Origin of the sequence: Streptomyces sp. R-74717, from assembly GCF_047305335.1 — a bacterium.
GTDB classification, from domain to species: Bacteria; Actinomycetota; Actinomycetes; order Streptomycetales; family Streptomycetaceae; genus Streptomyces; species Streptomyces atratus.
The window spans coordinates 6,276,540-6,295,833 of record NZ_CP102361.1; the positions used below are offsets into that span (position 1 = coordinate 6,276,540).

Here is a 19,294-nt window from a genome sequence, read left to right on the forward strand (position 1 = left end):
CCGGATGCGGCCCGGTCGTCAGCCGGACCGGGACGGTATGGCCCCGTGTGCGCAGGGCAGGGGGCGTCAGTACATCGACATTCCGCCGTTGACCGCGGCGGTGGTGCCGGTCATGAAGGCGTTGTCTTCGTCGGCGTAGAAGGCGACCGCTTGGGCGACGTCGTCCGGGCGTGCCAGGCGGCCCAGCGGGGTGGCGGCTACCTGTTGCTGCCTTTGCTCGTCGTCGAGTACCTGGGAGATCTTGGTGTCGGCCACCGGGCCGGGCTCGACGACGTTGACCGTGATGCCCTGAGGGCCCAGCTCCTGGGCGAGGTACCTGGCGAACTGCGTCAGTGCGGCCTTGGCCGTGCCCAGCGCGCTCATGCCCGCCCGGGGGCGGCGGCTCAGGCCGGTGCCGAGATAGATGAGCCGTCCCCAGCCCTGTTCGGTCATGGCGGGCAGGACGGCCTTGGTGACCACGAACGCTGCTCGCATCTCGTCGTCGAGCTTGCCGCCCAGTTCTTCCCACGTCATCTCTTGGAACGGCTTGATCGCATATGGGGTGAGCGCGTTGTGCACCAGCACGTCGACGCCGCCCCAAGCCGACCCGACACGTTCGACCATGGTCTCGACCGCAGCTGTCTCGCGTACGTCGGCCTGCACGGCCATGGCCTGACCGCCCGCCGCCTCGATGTCGGCCACGACTTCCTCGGCCGCCTGGCCGCTGTGCAGGTAGTTGACCACCACGCGCATCCCGCGCGCGGCCAGCAGACGCGCGGTTGCCGCACCGATTCCGCTGCTGGCCCCGGTCACCAATGCCACCCTGCCGGTTGCCCCAGTCACGAGCCGACCTCCTGTTCGCCGCCGGGGCGAATCGCCCCGTAGTGCGCTGTGTCGACGGTTGCCCGCAGCAGATCGGCCACGGTGCAGTCGAGTTCGCGCGGCAACTGCGAGTTCAGCAGCCGTTCCACCGCGCCGCGGGTGATCTCGCCCAGCAGTTCGGGTGGCGCCGAGAGCAGTCCCCGCCGGTGCCCGTCCCGGAACAGCTCGTCGAGCCGCCGGTGGACCACCGTGTCGATCCGCTGCTCCACGTACCGGCGCAGTACCGCATCGTCGCGCCCTGTGGCGAGTTAGAGGTGCGCCGATCCGGCCGAGTTCACTGCATGCCGCGATCAGAGACCGCTGTATCCGCTCACCGAGCGGCTTGCCTTCCGAATGCTCGGCCGCCGCGACCAGTATGCGCTCTATTGCCCCGAACTGCTGGTCCAGCACTGCGGTCATCAGGCTGTGCTTGTCGGGGAAATGGCGGTAGATCGCCCCCCGCTCATGCCGAGCTCACGAGCGACATCGCCCATACTCACCCGCCCTGGGCCGGGCGCGAGGAACAGTCGGCCGACCGCGTCGACCTACCCACGACGCGACGGGACTCTTGCTGCTCGCCTGCGTGGCTCATGCGCCGATCCACAGGCCTTGACCATTCCTCCCATTCTTCCCTCGCATGGCGGGAGATGAAAACAATGCGGTACGGTGACGAAACCATCACGCTCTGTGTGTCCCCGTGCACATGGAGCGGCCCCCGGCGGTGCGCTAACACCAACCGAGGGCCTTCATCACCAGTGGATCGAGACCACCGGAAATGCTGCGTCATGCTATCGCGCCGTCCGCGCGCTATACGAAGGCATCGCACGATGTCGTCCGCCATCCGCGTCTGAACAGTGACGCGAAGGTCCTGCTCGTGTACGTCCAGGGTCTTCCCGAGGACGCCATGGACAAGCCCCTGAGTGAACTCGCCCGGAAGCTGGGCATCAAGGGCCGCGCGTACCAGAAGGCGAAGCAACTGCTGGTCGAGCACGGGTACGTACACGAATGGCGAAGCCAGGGCGTCGGGGGCCGCTGGATCACTGAGCAGTTGGTCGCGAACAACCCTCTGACGAGTGAGCAGGCGAGACACCTGCGAGGGGCCGTGCCCGCCGCCCCGCCGCTGCCGAGTGCGCAGTTCCCGGCGGTCGGCGAACCGACTGCCCGGCCGGCCGGTGGCTATGAACCGGTAGAAGACCACAGTGATAAGACCACTCCCCACCCACCCTCCGAAGCCGAGCCAACGGCGGACCCGGATCCCGAACCGACGGCCGGGTCGGCCGATGCCCTCCAACTGGCCCGAGCTGAACGGGTCCTGCTCTCCCTGCGCCACTCACGCCGCGAACTGCACCTGGGCGTACGGGAGGCCAGCGCACTGGCCGTTGAGGCGGTCAAGTGGCTGGAGCGAGGCCTGAGCGAGTCCGACCTGCGCCAGGCCTTACTCGCCGAACGCCCCCGAGACGGCGTGCGCTCAGCAGTCGGCTTCCTCCGCTACCGCCTCATTCAGAAACTTCCCGAGCCCCAGGCCCCACTCCCGCCGTACGAACCCTCGCCCGTCCGCGAGCTGCTGGAGTGCGAGGGCCCGGGCGAGAAACACGTCTTCCGCCCCCTGGCCGACGAGACGGAATGTGCCTCGTGCCGCCGGTCCACAGCGCACGCGACCTTCTACGGCGCCCCCGAGCCGGAGCCCGACCGCGTCCCGTGGCGGGAACGGATCGCGAGAATCAACGGGACGTCGGCGGCCCTGCCGGCGCGGCAGTAGGACTGTCCGACCTGACTGCCATAGTGCGGTCCATGGATGAGGACTCCTTCTGGGCCCTGATGGAGGGCTCTCAGCAGCAGACCGGTGACCCGGACCAGCGGCTGGAGGCGCTGCGTGAGCAACTCATGCGGCGACCACTGGCAGAGATCGTGCAGTTCCAGTCGTGCCTGCACCGGGTGCGACGACGGATCGACACGTGGGAGATGTGGGCCGCCGCCGAGCAGATCCAAGGAGGATCGTGCTCCGACGACAGTTTCTGGTACTTCCAGTTCTGGGTGGTCGGCCTCGGCCGAGAGGTGTTCGGGAGGGCTGTGGCCGATCCGGATTCACTGGCGGAGGTTCCGGAGCTGCGCCGGCTGGCCGGACGCCCCCTGAAGGCCTGGTCGGACGACGAGTGGCCCGAGTGGGAGTCGTTGGATTACGTCGCGACCGAGGCGTTCGACATGCTGACGGGCGAAGAGGAAGGCCTTGAGAAGGCACTGGAGGCCGAGGGCCTGGACAACCCGTGCAATCCCGAACCGAGCGGCGAGGCGTGGGATGTACGGAACGTGGACGAAGCGTCTCGTCGGCTGCCGCGTCTCAGCAGGATGTTTCCGCTCACCGGCTGAGTCCACTCAGGAACTGTCCGGGTCTCTTCCGCCTCGGTTGCAGACCAGCGGCTGAACTCGGTTGCAGCGGACCTGTGGTTGGCGCGCTGAAGTCATCGTGCTGGCGCAAGACGCAGACGAGGTCATGGAGCCAACGGACCTGGTGACGCGGGAGCGTCCGGCGGGCCGGTGGGCGTAGGCAGGTAGCGGCCGGCATGTAGCAGTGGCCGGCACCACGGGCATGGCGGAGCCTTCGACGCGTCCCCGCGTGGGGGGGCTTCGCCATGCCCGCCCATGGTGCCGGCTCAAGCGGGATCGATGGGGCGCCCGGTGGCTCTGCCGAGTGAGGGCTGACCTCGCCGGTGGCGGGGCCTGCGATCAGCGGGGCTCACCGAACGACCACGGCAAACGATGTACGGACGCGCCGGAAGCTCTTGTGCCCACTGAGTCCGGTGTGGCCTATGCACTCCACGTCGACACGCGCGGATTCTGCGGCAGGTTCGGCGGCCCAGTCACACCAGAGACGTTCGGCCTCGTACGTGATGTCCGTGTCGGGGTGCTCGGTGATGTGCGGGTTGCGTGCCCACGCGATGCGACGATCTCAACGGACGGGGAGCCCCAGCCTGCGGCCCTGGTGAGGATTTGACCTGAGCGGGGCCAGTCCGTCACCGGGGCGCCGCCTGCTGGGACAACGGAGACGGACAGCTCGATGGTCGACCGTGCAGGGGTTCGGTAGTTGGGGTGAGGGTGACCGTCTGGTCTACCCGGCGAACGAAGTCCCGATTGCAGTGGTCCTCAACAAGCGCCGTGCAGTCGTCGAGAAATACATTAATTCATGGTGATTCGTGCTCATCTAGGGAACGCGTGAGTCGAATCGATATGTCTTCAGAAGTTGCCAGAAGCATATTCGAATCCAATATGTGAACGAGTGTGCGCATACCTGCGCCGAGGATTGCACTTGGTGGTCCTGATTCGCCCATACGTGCACGTGGGCCTGGTGTCAGAAGAGTTGAGTTAGGTACACTCAATGGCGATAACAGGAGAGGGGGGTGGTCGCCATGGGACCGCCGTGATGCCCCGAATAGCGGGGCGTTGAGCCAATCGAGGCTCAACGGATCAATGACATATATGAGGTGATATGCCGTGAAGACCTAGAAGATGAGGAACTGTCAAATGTTGTCTCTGTTCGCCCAAAAAGTATCTGTCTCTCTGAACGTCATCCTCGTCAGCACCACCGTCAGTGGAGTTGTTGCCACCTGTGCGGTTGTTGCTGGAGCGGCCACCCTTACTGCGGTCGGCCTGGCTGTCGGTGTGATTCCGGTAGTGGGAACGTTCGGATTTGTTGTTACCAAGGCCTTGGGCCTGACTTCATGACTTGAGACCCATCCATCGCTGCGGAGCAGCCAGCTCCGCAGCCTGACCGAGAAGTTGGGACCGCTCCCGGAAACCTAGGCTCCACAGCGGCCCCGAATAGGGTGAGGCCCCGAAACCATCGGGGCCTCAGTCATGTCAGCCACCAGCCGGGGCCTGCCGTGATCCGGCCGCCGACGGGCCGACGAACGGCGCTGGTGTCGCCGCTGCAGTCGACCGCGACTAACTCGTGGACGTCGAACTCATCACGAAGCCGACAGAGGTGGTGCGCTGCTCGCTGGTATGCGATGCGGCGTGGCGTCACGCCGTCCCGCACGAGCTGCTCGCGGCCGAATTCAACGAGCTCGACTGAAAGCACGTGCTGAACCGGTGAGCACGGACTATCAAGAGGCACGGGCGGCCCTGGGGGCCAGGCTCCGGGAACTCCGCGCTTCGCGCCCTGGAGGCCCGCTCATCGGCTCGGAATTGGCCGCATGCCTCGGCTGGGCACAATCCGAGATCAGCAAGCTGGAAAACGGCCGCCAGTCTGCCACCCCCGGGGACCTGAGGTTGTGGGCGGACGCAACCGACCACCCGGATGCGTACGGCGAACTGCATGCCCGGCTGAGGGGATTCGAGTCCCACGTACGGTCATGGCGAAGGCAGCTCGCGTCCGGCCACCGCCCGGTACAGGACACCTGGAACGAGCTGGTCGCCGGTGCCTCGACCATCCATGAGTGGGAACCGACGATGGTGTCGGGCATGCTCCAGACGGCCGACTACGCGCGCCATGTCTTCCTCAGATACGCGGAGCTTCAGAACTCGGTCCGTGACACAGAAGAAGCCGTCCGCTCACGGATGAAATGGCAGGAGTGGCTGTACCGGCCGGGCAAGAGGCTTCACGTCCTGATGTGGGAAGCGGCGCTGCGCACCCTGATCTGTCCTCCGCAGGTACTGGCCGCGCAATTGGACCGCCTGGCAGGCGTCATCGGCATGGACAGCGTCGACCTCGGTATCGTCCCCCTCCACGCAGCGGTGAAGGTCCCTCCGGCCGATGGCTTCTGGAGCTTCGACGGCCGCCTGGTAATCACTGAGGACTGGCATGCCGAGCTGTGGCTCGACGACGCGGACACCATCGCCACGTACCAACGGGTGTGGCAGGCCCTGAGCGAATCCGCTGTGTTCGGAGCCGAGGCACAACACGCCATTGCTCAGGCGCGCCGGAGCCTCGACGTTCGCTGACTGTGGCCGACACGCAGTCCTGTGCCATCGGTTTCAATTCCACCGAACCTTTCCTGCGTCGGGGACTGCGGACGACGGCCCGGAACTTTCCGCAGCCGACCGCTCCTTCTCCAGGTAGTAAGTGCTGCGGCTGTCGGGATCGCTGAAGAAGAAATACAGGGCCAGCCCCTTGTCGCCGCGCTCCAGTTCCAGGGTCCAGGTGTATGTGTCCGGGGCGGGCTCCCTGAGGTCGGCGGAGCCCATCGCCCCCTCCTCTGCACCCTCGACTTCACGCCACGCCGACGCGGTGCGCCGAGTGACGCTGAGGGACACGTGCTGACCATCACTCCAACCGATGTCCCGGTCGGTCAGTTCCCATGTTCCGGTGCCGGACATCCGCCACTGATCGTCGAAGTCGAATTCCTGCCCGTCGAGAAGCTTCACGACGGCGGTTCCGTCTTTCCGCATGGTGACCGCGGTGCCATCGATACACCGCCAGGTTCCGACGATCTCCGCCGACGAGACCCCGGTAACGGCCGGCACCCCCGCGTACTGCCCCGGCCCACACCCGGACACCGAGAGGGCCAACACCACCGAGGCCATGCCGGCCAAGACCCCACGACGACCGCACATGTCCATCCCGCATCCCCTGCCGCCGCCACACACGGGCAGACGATCCTCATCCTCGTACGGTGGCGGTAGGGCACGCGATGCGGGGTGGCGAACGCGCTGTGGCATACGACGATGTGGAGCCTGCGGTGCAGCTCGGAGTCCCGTACCACCAACCGCCGAATTGCGGCGGGCCGAGCGGGTCAGCGGACGGCTGCGGCGGATAGGGGGTGGGATACGGCGGGTGCGGAATCCGGCCGGCATCATCTCTTCCGCGTCAGGTGTTACGAAATCTGTACCGCTTTCCGAGCGTCGACCCCCCCGCGGCTGGGCGATAGTCGCAGTGCACCGTCAACATCACATACAGGGGGCACGGTTGGCAGGCAGCGTTCTTCATCCGCCCAACACTCTGACGCCACCGCCCGGGGCGGGTTTCCACGGCAGGCTGCGCCGCATCTGGCGTTCCCGCAAGGCGCTCTCCGGGGTCACTCAATGGGTCATCGACTGGGGCATCCCGTTCGCCGTCGTCGTCGCCCTCATCTGGATCTTCGCCGCCCGGTCCGGCAGCGCGGGCGGCGTCTACAAGGTGTTCACCCTCATGGATCCGCCGGAGCACATACTCCTGTGGTTCGCCTCGCTGATCGGCTGGCTCCTCGTACCCGCCATCATCGGAGGCGTAGCAGGTCACGTCATCGCGGCCCGCATCAAGAGTGTGAAGGCGATCCCCGCCAACCAGATGTTCAAACGGCGGAAGCTGGGGCAGAGACTGCGCCCCCCGGCAGCAATCGACGACCTGGCGTCTTACTTTCACGGGACCGCGGCACAGCAGCACTTCGTGGACGCATTCGTGCGCCTCGCGCACCGTAACAACTGGTCCAAGGCTCAGGATCATTGGGAAGTCGTCATCGGGATCACCATGTCGACACCTCAGCACTCGGAACTCAACCGGCACGAAAGCCTGCGCCAGGCGCAGGACACATCGCTTCAGCACCTGCTCGTCGCCGCACTTGTCGGCGGATGCCGGGTCTGTGAGTCTCAGTAATGAAGGAGAGGGGGCACCATGCGCGCTCAGAGTGCTGTTGAGATCGCCCGAGCGTCACTCGCGCTGGCTTTCCCCGCCGCCACGGACGAAGGGCTGACCAGAGCGGCGGAGCTCATAGTGAGGTGGGGGTCGGAGGGGGTCGGCGTGCAACTGGAACCGGCGTTGGCAGAGCGGATGCTTCTTGACCTCATGGACATCACCGGGCAGGACCTCGAGTCCTTCCCCCGGCTGGAATACGGCGACGTGCGTCCGTCGGACACCCGGGTGTGGCACAGGTCCGAGGGGACCCGTACCCCGCGCCGTGGCATACAACCCCCGCCGCCACCGCCCTCTCCAGCCGCCTGAGGTGCTGGAGACGGCTCCGGGCGGGCACGAGTGACGGCGCTGAACTGCCGGTCGCAGAAAACGACGCCTATGGTCCCCCGCCTCGTTGGGGGAGGGGGCAGCGCGGCGACGACGCCGATCAGCCGTCGAGCTGCTGGTGTCGTACGGCGGTGAGGAACCCTGCCCACGATGCGTTGCCGAACGTCAGCATCGGACCGTCAGGGTTCTTCGAGTCGCGGACCGCGGTGGCCTGTGGGAGGTGGGCGGCCTCGACGCACTCGGTCGTGTTCCCTCCGCTGTACGACGACTTGAACCAGTGGAGGGGCTCGGGGGAGTGAGGAACCGAAGGCATTACATCTCCTTGAGTACACGCTTGATCAACGCCGACGACGCGGCCATGTCCAACGCTTGTGCACGCAGGTAGTCGAACGCAAGTCTGTATCGGTTGAGTTCTTCGTCCTTCTCCAGGAAGAGCGAGCCGACGTGCAGGTCGACGTACACGACGTCCAGGCTTGCCTCGACCCCACCGAGGATCACGAAGCTTCCCAAGGCCGCGCAGTGAGCGCCCTTCGAGAACGGCAGAATTTGCAGGGTGATGTGTTGTGAGTCGTTGGCTTCCAGCAGGTGGCTCAACTGATCGCGCATGACGTCCGGGGATCCGACCACGCGCCGGACAACCGACTCGTCGAGGATCGCCCACAGGTGGGGCGGCTTCGGCCGGCTCAGGATCTCCTGGCGCTTCATGCGGATGTCCACGAGGCGCTGGATCTCGTCGGGTGCCAGACGCATCTCGTTGGCACCCTGAATCGCTGCGCTGTAGCTCCGTGTCTGCAGAAGGCCGGGTACGTAAGTGCAGCAGAAGTGGTCCTCGCGCACTGCCTCGTCTTCCAGCGTCAGCAGGAGATTCATGTCAGCGGGGATGGAGTCGGTGTACGGCCCCCACCAACCCTGCTGCTTCGCGTCCTTCGCCAGGGCGACCACGGCATTCCGCTCCGCGTCGGTCGCGTCGTACTGCCGGCAGAGGGCGTCAGCGATGGGCCATTTCACTGGCCCTTCCTGGGTCTCGTAGCGGCTGACCGTGGCCTTTGAGATCCCGACGAGCCGTCCAGCTTCCTCCAGCGTCATGCCCTTCCGTGCACGCAACTTGCGCATCATCGCGCCGAGCTGTCGACGCCGCGTTGTGGTCCTGACGGACATGGAGGGTGGCCTTCCGTTCCGTGTGCGCTGAGGCTCTCCGGCGCCAACAAGGCTATGTCTGGCACCCGTTGCCGGGATCTGGATTCACCCGATCGATTCTTGTGAGAAGTTTCATGAAGAGACTTCTTGCTGCCATACTCGCAAGCCTGGCCACTCAGCGCAGTCGTTTGGATACGGCAGGTGCAGGGCTGATGTGGCGCCGGAAGGAGAGTGCATGTCCGGACACGACAACAGTTCGCAACTCCGCAGCGTTCTGCCGTTTGAGGCCGAGCCCGCAGCGGTCCGGGACCTGCGAAGAGCCGTCAGGGGGCAGCTTGCGGAGTGGCGCTTGCCGGCTTTCGCCGAAGAGGCCGAGCTCGCAGTGAGTGAGTTGGCAGCCAACGTGATCAAGCACGTGGGGAGCGGTGCCGCTGCCACTCTCGTCCTGGAGGCGGCGGGCGATCGCCTGCGGATCGAGCTCCATGACACGAGTTACCGTGTGCCGGTCCTTGGATCGGCTGCTTGCGACGACGAGTGCGGGCGGGGTCTGCATCTGCTCGCCGCCATGGCTGCCGACTGGGGAACGTTGCTGACTGCGACGGGGAAGGCGGTCTGGTGTGAGCTGTCAGCTGACCCGGCGATGCATCGCCGCCGGGTGCAGCGGGCTGAGGCGGCCCTGATGAAGTACCGAGGCGATGTCGGTGCACCGCCTTTGCTGCAGAGTCGCTCCGCTCAGATCCTTGAGGAATCTGCCATCGACCTCATCGCGGATGTCCTGCACTGGGTCACTTCCCGGGGTGGCGACCCGGACGGGTTGCTGGACCGGGCGCAAATGCACTTCGAGGCGGAGGCAGAAGCGGCTTGACTCTGGGCGTCTGCTGCAAGGGTCAGACGGAAGCGTGGATCGCGGCGGCCAGTAGGAACGTCACGTCCTCGTGCCGGCCGGCGTTGCTGAAGGCTGCCGCGATGTTCAGGACAGCCTGTTTGTCTGTACGTTCGGCGGCGTTGATCAGTATGGTCTCGGCGGCGTCCCGCAGGTCCGCTGAGCGGCATGAGCTGACGGCTTTAAGAATCTCTTCTGCGGAGTACGACGCACCTGCCCGCCATAGCACGAGGTCCGCGTCGCGGCTCCGGCCGTCGGCGAGATAGCGAGCCACTACTCCGGTCTCCGGCCATGCGAGCTCGGCGGCTTCTGCAGGGTGCCGGTCCCCCTCTGTTCGGGGGACCGGCACCCTCATCTGTTCCTGCAGCCCTGAAAGTTCGCGCCGACGGACCTTACGGCGAAGGCGCTGCGCCCGCCTCACCGGTGATTTCTGAACGGCGTGGGAAGCCGGCTGCTCCGCATCGGCCGGGTCGTCAGCAGGCGGGTACCCGACGCTGCAGCATTCGCAGTGTCTCTTCTGAGCGTGGACACGGAGATCTAGCAAGGCGTCCAGTGTGTGCGGCAGTGGTTCACCTCCTGCGGCGTCCTCCTCTATGACCTTGTAGAAATCCCGCAGGAGAGGCTCCTCAGGGATGCGGCCGCCGTTGAGGTGGTTTGAGAGGGTCGTGGCCGCCTGGTGGGCATCCTTGGCGATCTCCGCCTGGGTTCTAGGGCTGCATTCCCGGATCTCGCGCATCGCCGTCACCAGGGCACGATGAGGCGCGGTGGTGCTACTGGACAGCTCTTTCCACTTCTTCGACTTGGGGGTCACGCGCGACTTCCGTTCGTCCGATCGTGAGGCGCTGAGCGCTCAATTGTGTAGGACTCAGCCGCTTTTCAGGATGCGTGGATGTTTTCCATCCTCCCTCGAAACCTTGCAGAACCTGGCGTGATGGGCCGTCATGCGAGAAGACTGGCCTTGTCCGCAAGGGGTGCCAGCGGTCTTCTTCTGGCTCTAGTTCGGGCTGCCGTATGCCTACATAAGGGGAATGTGGATGACTCTGCCGTCGTGGCGGGATGCGAAGTTCGGCACCATGAAGCGCGCCGCGCTGTGGCTTGTGACGGTTGTCGGGGAGGGCAACGTCTTCACCAAGGAGGACGTCAAGAACGCCTTCCCCGGGATCAGCCAGGCCGATCGCCGGGTACGTGACCTGCGCGACTACGGGTGGAAGATCGACACGCACAGGGAAGACGCCCTGCTGGGGCAGCACGAGCAGCGGTTCGTCGCGCAGGGGCAGCCTGTCTGGGAGCCGGGCAAGGCCACCAAGGACAGCTTGTCCATCACGGATACCCAGCGACGGAAGGTCCTGACCATGGACGGCAACCGCTGCCGGTCGTGCGGGATCACTCCGGGGCAGGTCTACACCGGCTCGTTCGAGTCGGCCCAGATCGACATTGCCCGACGGAAGGTGAAGCAGCCCGACGGCAGCAGTGCGGTCCAGTTCGTGGCGGAGTGCAACCGCTGTCGTGTGGGTGGCCGCGGTCTGGAGGCAGACCTGGGCGCCGTGATCGAGGGTGTTTCGAAGCTCGGCGGACTGCAGCGGCAGATGCTTACGGACTGGGTTGCCGCGGACGAGCGGGAGTTCGGTGCTGTGGAGCGGCTCTGGGCCGACTTCCGCACGCTGCCGGCGGAGTCCAGGGACAAGGTCCGCGCAACTCTGGGACTGCCCCCTGCCTGAGCCGCTTCAGCAAAACCGTGGTGGGGTCGCCCGTGGTAGTGGTGGCCCCCACCACGAGCAGAGCTACATCTTTCGCTAGTCAGAGGAGAACGTACTGTGAGCAAGGACGTCGGGGACTTCGGCCAGCCTCCGCACGCAACTAGGAACAAGGATGTTGTAGAGCAGCGCCTTAAGGACGTAGCCGCCGGCACGGGACTTCAGGAGACCCTGACGATTGAGTGGCGTACGAAACCGCAGGTTGTGCAGGTTATCGACATGCCGGTGGAGTCGCTCTACTACAACCCGGGGACCCACCGGATCCGAGCTCAGCGCAGTTTCGATCCTCAGCAGGACCGCCGACTCGATGACGATCCGTGGAGCGACGAGAGCCAGGCATACCTTCAGTACCTGCTTCAGGCCGAGCCTTCCGACCCGTCGAAGAGGGACAAGGATTTTGAGGAGCTGAAGCAGAGCCTCAAGGACTTCCGGCAAAACGAGCCGGGGCTGATTACCCGCGAGGGCATCCTTGTCAACGGCAACACCCGTGCGGCAGCACTACGGGAGCTTGGCGTTGCCGATATCCGAGTGGCTGTACTCCCCGATTCCTGCACCTGGGGGGATATCAACAAGGTCGAGCTCTCTCTCCAGCTGCGCCATGACACTCGCCGACCGTACTCGTACATCAACAGGCTGCTCACGATCGATGAGCAGGTCGAAGCAGGCCGGCCTTTGAAGGAGGTCGCACGTGACTTCCGTATCAGGGAGTCGACGGCTGAGCAGGACCTCTGGGTGCTTTCCTGCCTCAGGGATCTGAGGGACAGGTCCACGACTGATGACGCCCAGCTTCGGCTGCTGGACTTCGAAGATGCCCAGGAAAAGCTTCGCGAGGTGCATCGCGCCTACGCCAAGGAATCCAAGGCTGACCCGAAGAAGGCTGAGCTGTTGAAAGAGAACCGCCTGGCTGCGATCGTGATGGACTTCTCCAAGACTGACGTCCGTCTCATTGAAGCCGACTTCCGGACACGGTACTTGGAGCATCGGCTGCCGGACGAGCTGAAAGCGGCACCTGCCGCAGCAGCCGAGCGCGTCATCCCCGGAATCGGCCGGGCAGTGAAGGCCGAGGTGCCGCAGGTGGCCACAGCCCGCGCATTTACGGACTCGGTCCTGAGGGCTAAGGCCGTCATCCGTGCAGGAGACAAGGTCTCCCTGGCTCAGTCCGAGAAGGCCGCCTCAGTGTTCGAGGAGGCGCACAAAGCGGTCGAGGATGCCCTCGAACCTGCCGGCAAGGACGCTCGCGTGCGCAAGCGGAAGCAGGCGGCGCCCGACCGGCTCAACGATGCCTGCCAGGACATCGAGCAGTGCATCACGGACATGGTGTTGGCGAGCGGGTCCCGGAGCCTGGATGAGGAGGCTCTTGATGAGGCCGTTCTTAAGCTGAAGGTCACGCTGAGGAAGCTGGCCCTGGCCACCGTGCAGAGCATCGAAGTACCCGGTGAAGGTGTCGAGTGGCTGCGCGACGCCGTACGGCAGGAGCAGTCGTGACATCGACTGATGAGGAATCGTCCCTGCAGATCGGCTTCGACGTATCGCGGACCAAGGCTGTGCTGCGCGTTGGTGAGCCGTACCGCAGTGACCTGACTCGGTTGGCAGCCCGCTTTCCCGGGGGCGGTCTGCGTGGTCGGCTCACCCTGGAGCTGTCTCTCGATGACTTCTTGGTTGGCATCGACGTTCTCGCTGACTGGCCTTACCCAGAGTCGGTTGACTGGACAGACGAGCTCGGTGCGCTGGTCGGTGAAGTCCTTGATGATGCCGACCAAGCCGAACAGCAACTCCAGGCCCCCAGCCAGGCTCCGGCATGGGACGACGGTGCTGTGGAAGCGACGCTGGGCTCCGCCTGGCGCGCCGACCTCACGGAATTCCAGCGACGTGACATTACCCGGCTGCTGTCTTTGCAGCACGGTGCCAACTTCAGCGTTCCCGGAGCAGGCAAGACCCGTGTGGGGCTGGCGGTGTACGCGGCTATGCGGGAGCGCGGTGAGGTCCGTCGGCTTTTGGTTGTCAGCCCCAAGTCCGCATACGAATCCTGGCTGTCTGAGAGTGAGCTCTGCTTCAAGGAGCCTCCGCTCACTACGATCATGGGGAAGATCCCCGATCTCAGAGCAGAGATTCTGATCGTTAACTACGAACGCCTCGACAAGTCACTTGCAGCACTAGCCTCTTGGCTGCGTGGCGCACCTTCCATGATTATTCTTGACGAAGCGCATCGCATGAAGCTGGGGGCGCAGGGGACATACGGAAGCGCATGTATGGCGCTTGGGCCGCTCAGCCGCCGTCGGCTCATCCTGACTGGTACACCGGCTCCGAATGGGGCGAGGGACCTGGAGAACCTGCTGTCCTTTGTCTGGCCGGGCCATGGGCGGCGGGTGGTGACGCAGGCCGTCGCGGGAGGCGACCTCGCGCACGCCAGTTCGGTGCTCCGTCCGCTCTTCACACGGACGACAAAGAACGAGCTGGGCCTGCCGCCGTTCGAGACACGCATCCGGCGCTTGAAGATGCCAGATCTGCACCGAGAGGTGTACGACGCGCTAGTTGGGCGTTTCACGACGAGGGCTGAGGCATCCCGCGCCGACTTTGACGCCCTCGGCAAGGCGATGCTGCGCCTGCTCATGGCGGCCACCAGCCCTGCGCTGCTTGTCGAGGGCGGGAGCCGGTACGAACCGCTGACCTACCAAGTGCCGCCGCTGGAGGTCCCTCAGAACGAGTCACTGTACTCGCTGATGCGGAACTTGCCGCGGCACGAGCTTTCCCCCAAGTACAAAGAAGCGCTGAATATCGTCGCGACCAACGCCGCGATGGGCCGGAAGACCCTGGTCTGGACGACGTTCGTGCGCAGTATCACCACGATGGAGCGTCTGTTCGCGGGATACGAGCCTGCTGTAGTGCATGGTGGTACGCCCGATCGCGAGGAGCAGATCAGGCGGTTTCGCGAGGATCCCGACTGCTGCGTTCTTCTTTCCAATCCGGCCACTCTTGGCGAAGGAATCAGCCTGCATCACGTCTGCCATGACGCTGTCTATGTGGACCGCGACTTCATGGCGGGACGGTTCCTCCAGAGTCTGGACCGGATTCACCGACTAGGTCTCGCCCCCGGCACGGAGACGCGAGTCACTGTGCTCGCTGTGGAGGGCACCATCGATGAGGTGGTCGCCATGAGGCTTGAAGAGAAGCTCGAATTCATGGGGCGGATCTTGGACGATCCCTCCGTTCAGCAACTGGCCGATCTCGAGGATGAGCCATCTGGGGCCGCAGGTATGGACATGGCCGATGTCCGTGCCTTGCTGAGGCATGTCGATGCCGTCGCTGCCCAGTGAGGCTACGCGCCGAGCGGCGCTTCGCTGGCTGACCGAACTACGCATAGCCGGGGTTCCCCGAGTTCGCACGCTCTTCACCATCCATCCGCGCTACGCGGATCTCACGCCGGCTCAGTACGCCGAGGGTCTCGCCTGGCTTAGGCGTACGGGCATGGTTACGGCGACGGGCCGCCCTGTCGTAGTGATCAACGACCGCGAGCTGAGGGACATGGGGGCTGCATCCGCAGTTCCCCAGGTTCAGTGGAGCCGTGCTGCCGAGGAAGCCAGAAGGGCTATCGGGGCAGCCGGTGAACAGGCGCTTCTCCGGCTGCTCAGAAGGGGCGGTGTCCCTCAGGTCCGGCATGTGGCCGCAGAGTCGGATGGGTACGGATATGACATCGATGTGCTGAGGTCTCGCACGGAACGTGCCCATCTGGAGGTCAAGTCAACGACCGATCCCACCCGCCTGGTGATCCACCTGACACGGCACGAGTACGAGGTCATGGCGACCGACGCCGAATGGTGTCTGGCCGCATTTCTCGTGGGTGGTGACGGGAACGCGGTGAATGTAGCCACCGTGAGTCGCAGGTGGCTTCACTCGGCTGTGCCAGCGGACCGAGATAGGGACGGGCGCTGGGAGTCGGCCCGGCTTGAGGTTCCGGCCTACGCCATTACGCCAGGACTTGCCACGGAGACATGGCGGCTTGTGCCGGATGCACTGCTTCCGAGCCAGCCGGTCTGGGCATTCCGGTCTTCGCTGCCGCTGCCCGTTTGAATAAGAGCCATGGCGATACTGCGGCCCACAGCTGCGGCCACAGGTGGTGGGAACGCATTTCCCACCTGCCGATAGGCCGCAGTCTTGCGCCCGGTGATTGCCCAGTCAGATGGGAACCCTTGAAGCAATGCCATCTGGGCCACCGTGAGCTTCACGGGGAGAAGCGTGCCCGGCCGCGGCGGGGCATCGGCGACGCTGGAGCCGTTGACGCCCAGTTCCGCCCAGGCCCGCCGCGCCCTGGACGGGCCGAGATCGGCTCCACCATGCTTGCGGGACCCGCCGCAGAGTGTTGGTGCGATGCGTGTGGCGGAGTCGGCCCAGGCGCGGGCGAGCTCCCAGCCCTGTGACGCCATAGACGGATAGAGGACGCTCCCTACTGTCGGGGCAGTGTCTGGGCAGGATGTCGGCATCGGCCAGATGAAGCGCGCAAAGGCCGCAGGCCGCATGGCGACGAGAACCGCTCGTGGCCGTAGCTGCGGTACCCCGAAGTCACAGGCACGAAGAAGCCGCCAGCTGGTGACGTACCCGAGGGCTTCGAGTTGCTGGAGCACATCCGCGCGGTAGCTGTCGAACTTCGCTTGCAAGATTCCTTTGACATTCTCGATCAGAACAGCCCTCGGCTTCAGCCTGGCTGAGAGCTCCAGCACAGCGGGGAAAAGGTCCCGCTCATCGGCCGCACCAAGCTGCTGGCCCGCTAACGAAAACGGCGGGCACGGTACGCCGGCTGCGAGGAGCGCTATCCCCTGCTCCTGACCGTCCGGCCGGAGGCGGTCAGCGGAAAGGCCGCGGACGTCAGCATGGAGGACATCCCAGTGCGGGCGATTCGCGCGAAGGGTGCGGACGGCGTCGTCGTCCAGCTCAACGAGAACTGAGTGCTCGAATCCCGCCCGTTCTAGTCCCAGGGCCTGGCCCCCGGCGCCGGCGCAGATCTCGATGCACGTCAGGCCTGGCGATGATCGGCGGTTGCTGTCGCTCGGCGGATTCATCCGGTGTCCTTTCGCTGAATTGCCCGTGGCGGTCGCCACGCCATGCAGCTTGCCGTCACTTGCCGCGGCAAGTGACGGCAAGCTAACGTCGTCACTCGAATCACTCATTACTCATATGTGAGTTCGATTAGGTGTGTGAATCATGGCGGCAGCGGATCAGGACTGGCGCAACGGCGCTCTGGGTACGCGAGTGCGCGTGGCACTGTGGCTGCGGGATGAAGTCCGTGTCGGGAACACGTTCTCGAAGGCGGCGTTGCGTGCGGCCATTACCGGCGCTGAGCAGGTGGACCGCAGGATGCGCGATCTTCGCCCTGCGGGCTGGGTGATCAGAACGAACCTGGACAAGCCCAGTCTGCGGCCGGAGCAGCTGTACCTGGAGAAAATCGGGGCGCCGGTCTGGGAGCGCAAGCACCGCGGGGCTGGGCTGCGCCAGATCAGCGCGAAGACACGGCGAGATGTGTACGCGCGGGACCAGTACTTGTGCCGACGGTGCGGCATCGGTGCGGCGGAGGCTTATCCGGACGAGCCTGGTTCGACTGCTCGGCTCACGCTGGGCCGGATGAGTCCGGGCGGCACGGGCAGTGCTGTCGATGCGGAAGAGCTCAGGACGCTGTGTGCTCGGTGCGATGAATCCACGGAGGACACAGTTGGTGCCCGGGTAGGCCTTGCTGAGGTCTGGAGGCAGGTTGAGGCACTCCCCGACCACCTGCAGCGCGAGCTGCTTGGGTGGATGGCTGCGGATGCCCGGGTGATGACGCCAGTCGAGCGGGCGTGGGGCCTTTACCGCCAGCTGCCGGCAGGGCAGCGCGATGCGACGCAACAGAGCCTGCGGGATCTGCTGAAGAGCTGAATGGCGGGGCTGTGGCGGGCTGGCGGTAGAGAGACTGTCGGCGCTGGATGCGACACTTGCTCTCTCTGTCAGCCGCACGAAGAGGAGCCGAAGCCGATGGGCCTCCAGCCGCACCAGGAGGAGCCGATGGGTCCCAGCGATCACATTCTGACCTCGATCGAGATCTGCGCGGGAGCCGGAGGGCAAGCCATCGGCCTCCACGCGGCCGGCTTTAAGCACCTGGCGCTTGTTGAGATTGATCAGCATGCCGTAGCCACTCTTAAGGAGAACATCAGAGTCCTGGAGGGGTGGAGTTGGGAGCGGGAATATTGTGATGTCGTTTCCGGAGATGTCAATGATTTTCGTCCGATTCCCCGCAAGAAGGTTCCAGGATCTGGTCTAGAGAATCCAAAAAAATTCCTTGGCGGACCCCTTGAGAAGGGGAAACTTGATCTCCTTGCTGGGGGTGTCCCTTGCCCGCCTTTTTCGCATGCAGGTAAGCAGTTGGGGAAGGATGACGAGCGTGATCTGTTTCCCCGGATGCTCGCACTCGTTGAAGAACTTCACCCTAAAGCAGTGATGATCGAAAATGTTCGCGGTATTAAGGATGCGAAATTTGAAGAGTATCGCACCTACATTGAAGCGCGCCTTCAAGGGGGTCGGGCAAAGCGGCCTGAGACCGGCGTAGAAGAAGATTTCACTGGCCTTGGCTATGAAGTGTGCGAATGGGAAGTTCTCGAAGCTAGCGACTTCGGCGTTCCTCAATTGCGCCCGCGTGCCGTTCTGGTGGCTATTCGCGAAGATATTCTAGGTGATCTGAAATTTGTGTGGCCTACGCCAACGGGTGGCCCTCGGAGCGTTTTTGCTGCGCTTGAGGAATCGATGGATGATCGCTACAAGCCGTATTTGAACATGGGGGGCGAAGTTGCGGAGAAGGCGCAACGCTGCCTCGAAAAGTGGAAGAAAGAGGCATCTGCTGCTGCCCTGAGTAAGAAGGATGGTGGTGTCGCACCCACTCTGGTTGGCGGATCCAAGAAGCATGGTGGAGCCGACTTGGGGCCGAGTCGCGCGAAGGCAGCTTGGAAACAGTTGGGTGTTTCCGGTATGGGTGTCGCTAATAATCACGAAGAGGGCGAGAAAAAGAAGAGTCAGGACCGGGATCTCTTCGGTGCTGGCGGCCCTATGCTGACCGTGAAGCAAGCGGCTATTATCCAAGGTTTTCCGGATAATTGGACGTTCACAGGTGGTAAGACCGCGCAGTACAGGCAGGTAGGAAACGCCTTCCCTCCGCCCGTTGCGGAAGTGGTGGGCAAGGCGATCGCAGACGTGCTGCACGCTGCCCACGAACGCGACACCCGAACCAAGGGCAAGCCGCTGGACCTGCTACCTGTGCAGAGTGCGCCGACGCTCGCGGACAGTATTGACGATCGACAGCGCGCAGGCGTCTGAATCCTGGTGCTCCCAGAACCGCAAGACCAGCCAGCCGGCCTCGGCGAGGCGCTGGTCAGTGTCGCGGTCACGGGCCACGTTCCGTGCGACCTTGTCTGACCAGTAGCCAGGGTTGGTCTTTGGCGGAACGTAATGCTCGGGGCAGCCGTGCCAGTAGCAGCCGTCGATGAACACAGCCACCTTCGCCGGGCGGAAGACGAGGTCTGCCGTCCGGCGAAGGCCTGGCAGCGGTTGGGCTGCGACGCGGTAGCGGAGGCCGCGGGCATGGACGAGCCGACGGATCAGCCGCTCCGGCTTGGTGTCGCGGCTCCGGATCGCCTGCATGTTCCGCCGCCTCGCGGCCGAGGACGCCCACGATCCTTCAGGACGGGCCCAGTCGTCGATCATTTCGCCTCGCGTGTGAGTGAGAAGTGTGCC

21 protein-coding genes are annotated in these 19,294 nt (G+C 64.7%); 13 read left to right on the plus strand and 8 right to left on the minus strand.

Features of this window, described 5'->3' with window-relative positions; translation table 11 throughout:
- Positions 1–66 precede the first annotated feature (66 nt).
- Both NRF20_RS28755 and NRF20_RS28760 read right to left on the minus strand, forming a co-directional pair.
- Positions 67–822, minus strand: coding sequence for an SDR family NAD(P)-dependent oxidoreductase (locus tag NRF20_RS28755; RefSeq protein ID WP_413753548.1), 756 nt, complete (start codon positions 820–822; stop codon positions 67–69).
- Positions 819–1,070 (minus strand): hypothetical protein, encoded by a 252-nt coding sequence (locus NRF20_RS28760; RefSeq protein ID WP_398631809.1) that lies wholly within the window; start codon positions 1,068–1,070, stop codon positions 819–821. Before NRF20_RS28760 ends, NRF20_RS28755 begins: the two co-directional genes overlap by 4 nt.
- Positions 1,071–1,615: 545 nt before the next feature.
- On the opposite strand from NRF20_RS28760, the gene NRF20_RS28765 reads away from it, so the two are divergent.
- The 5 genes from NRF20_RS28765 (at position 1,616) to NRF20_RS28785 (ending at position 5,778) form a co-directional block, all read left to right on the plus strand.
- Positions 1,616–2,599: a hypothetical protein gene (locus NRF20_RS28765; protein WP_413753549.1), complete on the plus strand. Its 984-nt coding sequence runs from the start codon at positions 1,616–1,618 to the stop codon at positions 2,597–2,599.
- A gap of 32 nt (positions 2,600–2,631) precedes the next feature.
- Positions 2,632–3,207 (plus strand): DUF4240 domain-containing protein, encoded by a 576-nt coding sequence (locus NRF20_RS28770; protein ID WP_413753550.1) that lies wholly within the window; start codon positions 2,632–2,634, stop codon positions 3,205–3,207.
- A gap of 1,152 nt (positions 3,208–4,359) precedes the next feature.
- Entirely contained in the window at positions 4,360–4,560 is a 201-nt protein-coding gene (locus NRF20_RS28775) for a hypothetical protein (protein WP_413753551.1), read from the plus strand.
- A gap of 226 nt (positions 4,561–4,786) precedes the next feature.
- Positions 4,787–4,909: a hypothetical protein gene (locus NRF20_RS28780; protein WP_413753552.1), complete on the plus strand. Its 123-nt coding sequence runs from the start codon at positions 4,787–4,789 to the stop codon at positions 4,907–4,909.
- Positions 4,910–4,926: 17 nt separating this feature from the next.
- A complete protein-coding gene (locus NRF20_RS28785; protein WP_413753553.1) occupies positions 4,927–5,778 on the plus strand; it encodes a helix-turn-helix domain-containing protein in 852 nt (283 codons plus the stop codon).
- A gap of 33 nt (positions 5,779–5,811) precedes the next feature.
- Here NRF20_RS28785 and NRF20_RS28790 read toward each other — a convergent pair whose 3' ends face one another.
- Entirely contained in the window at positions 5,812–6,225 is a 414-nt protein-coding gene (locus NRF20_RS28790) for a hypothetical protein (protein ID WP_413753554.1), read from the minus strand.
- Between the two features lie 517 nt (positions 6,226–6,742).
- On the opposite strand from NRF20_RS28790, the gene NRF20_RS28795 reads away from it, so the two are divergent.
- Positions 6,743–7,408, plus strand: a complete 666-nt coding sequence (locus NRF20_RS28795; RefSeq protein WP_266361268.1) for a DUF6313 family protein — start codon at positions 6,743–6,745, stop codon at positions 7,406–7,408.
- A 463-nt stretch (positions 7,409–7,871) separates the two neighbouring features.
- On the opposite strand, the gene NRF20_RS28800 is transcribed toward NRF20_RS28795, so the two are convergent.
- A complete protein-coding gene (locus NRF20_RS28800) occupies positions 7,872–8,084 on the minus strand; it encodes a DUF397 domain-containing protein (RefSeq protein ID WP_413753555.1) in 213 nt (70 codons plus the stop codon).
- Positions 8,084–8,929, minus strand: a complete 846-nt coding sequence (locus NRF20_RS28805; RefSeq protein ID WP_413753556.1) for a helix-turn-helix domain-containing protein — start codon at positions 8,927–8,929, stop codon at positions 8,084–8,086. Before NRF20_RS28805 ends, NRF20_RS28800 begins: the two co-directional genes overlap by 1 nt.
- Before the next feature lie 214 nt (positions 8,930–9,143).
- Here NRF20_RS28805 and NRF20_RS28810 point away from each other — a divergent pair, with 214 nt between their 5' ends.
- The gene (locus NRF20_RS28810) at positions 9,144–9,773 is read left to right on the plus strand and encodes an ATP-binding protein (protein ID WP_413753557.1); all 630 of its coding nucleotides are present in this window, start codon (positions 9,144–9,146) and stop codon (positions 9,771–9,773) included.
- 22 nt (positions 9,774–9,795) lie between these two features.
- On the opposite strand, the gene NRF20_RS28815 is transcribed toward NRF20_RS28810, so the two are convergent.
- Positions 9,796–10,602, minus strand: a complete 807-nt coding sequence (locus tag NRF20_RS28815; protein WP_413753558.1) for a hypothetical protein — start codon at positions 10,600–10,602, stop codon at positions 9,796–9,798.
- A 223-nt stretch (positions 10,603–10,825) separates the two neighbouring features.
- On the opposite strand from NRF20_RS28815, the gene NRF20_RS28820 reads away from it, so the two are divergent.
- The 4 genes from NRF20_RS28820 (at position 10,826) to NRF20_RS28835 (ending at position 15,613) form a co-directional block, all read left to right on the plus strand.
- Positions 10,826–11,509: a hypothetical protein gene (locus tag NRF20_RS28820; protein ID WP_413753559.1), complete on the plus strand. Its 684-nt coding sequence runs from the start codon at positions 10,826–10,828 to the stop codon at positions 11,507–11,509.
- 96 nt (positions 11,510–11,605) lie between these two features.
- The gene (locus NRF20_RS28825) at positions 11,606–13,030 is read left to right on the plus strand and encodes a transcriptional regulator (RefSeq protein ID WP_413753560.1); all 1,425 of its coding nucleotides are present in this window, start codon (positions 11,606–11,608) and stop codon (positions 13,028–13,030) included.
- Positions 13,027–14,859: a DEAD/DEAH box helicase gene (locus tag NRF20_RS28830; protein ID WP_413753561.1), complete on the plus strand. Its 1,833-nt coding sequence runs from the start codon at positions 13,027–13,029 to the stop codon at positions 14,857–14,859. The genes NRF20_RS28825 and NRF20_RS28830 overlap by 4 nt, the downstream gene beginning before the upstream one ends.
- A gap of 208 nt (positions 14,860–15,067) precedes the next feature.
- Positions 15,068–15,613 carry a protein NO VEIN domain-containing protein gene (locus NRF20_RS28835; protein WP_413754618.1) on the plus strand — a complete coding sequence of 182 codons (546 nt, stop codon included), beginning with the start codon at positions 15,068–15,070 and terminating at the stop codon, positions 15,611–15,613.
- Here NRF20_RS28835 and NRF20_RS28840 read toward each other — a convergent pair.
- Positions 15,502–16,707: a DNA cytosine methyltransferase gene (locus tag NRF20_RS28840; RefSeq protein ID WP_413753562.1), complete on the minus strand. Its 1,206-nt coding sequence runs from the start codon at positions 16,705–16,707 to the stop codon at positions 15,502–15,504. The two genes, NRF20_RS28835 and NRF20_RS28840, sit on opposite strands and share 112 nt — an antisense overlap.
- Positions 16,708–16,741: 34 nt before the next feature.
- Here NRF20_RS28840 and NRF20_RS28845 point away from each other — a divergent pair, with 34 nt between their 5' ends.
- Together NRF20_RS28845 and NRF20_RS28850 are read left to right on the plus strand one after the other, a co-directional pair.
- Positions 16,742–17,449, plus strand: a complete 708-nt coding sequence (locus tag NRF20_RS28845; RefSeq protein ID WP_413753563.1) for an HNH endonuclease — start codon at positions 16,742–16,744, stop codon at positions 17,447–17,449.
- A 126-nt stretch (positions 17,450–17,575) separates the two neighbouring features.
- The gene (locus NRF20_RS28850) at positions 17,576–18,877 is read left to right on the plus strand and encodes a DNA cytosine methyltransferase (protein ID WP_413753564.1); all 1,302 of its coding nucleotides are present in this window, start codon (positions 17,576–17,578) and stop codon (positions 18,875–18,877) included.
- On the opposite strand, the gene NRF20_RS28855 is transcribed toward NRF20_RS28850, so the two are convergent.
- Positions 18,812–19,264 carry a very short patch repair endonuclease gene (locus tag NRF20_RS28855; protein WP_413753565.1) on the minus strand — a complete coding sequence of 151 codons (453 nt, stop codon included), beginning with the start codon at positions 19,262–19,264 and terminating at the stop codon, positions 18,812–18,814. The two genes, NRF20_RS28850 and NRF20_RS28855, sit on opposite strands and share 66 nt — an antisense overlap.
- Positions 19,265–19,294: the final 30 nt, after the last annotated feature.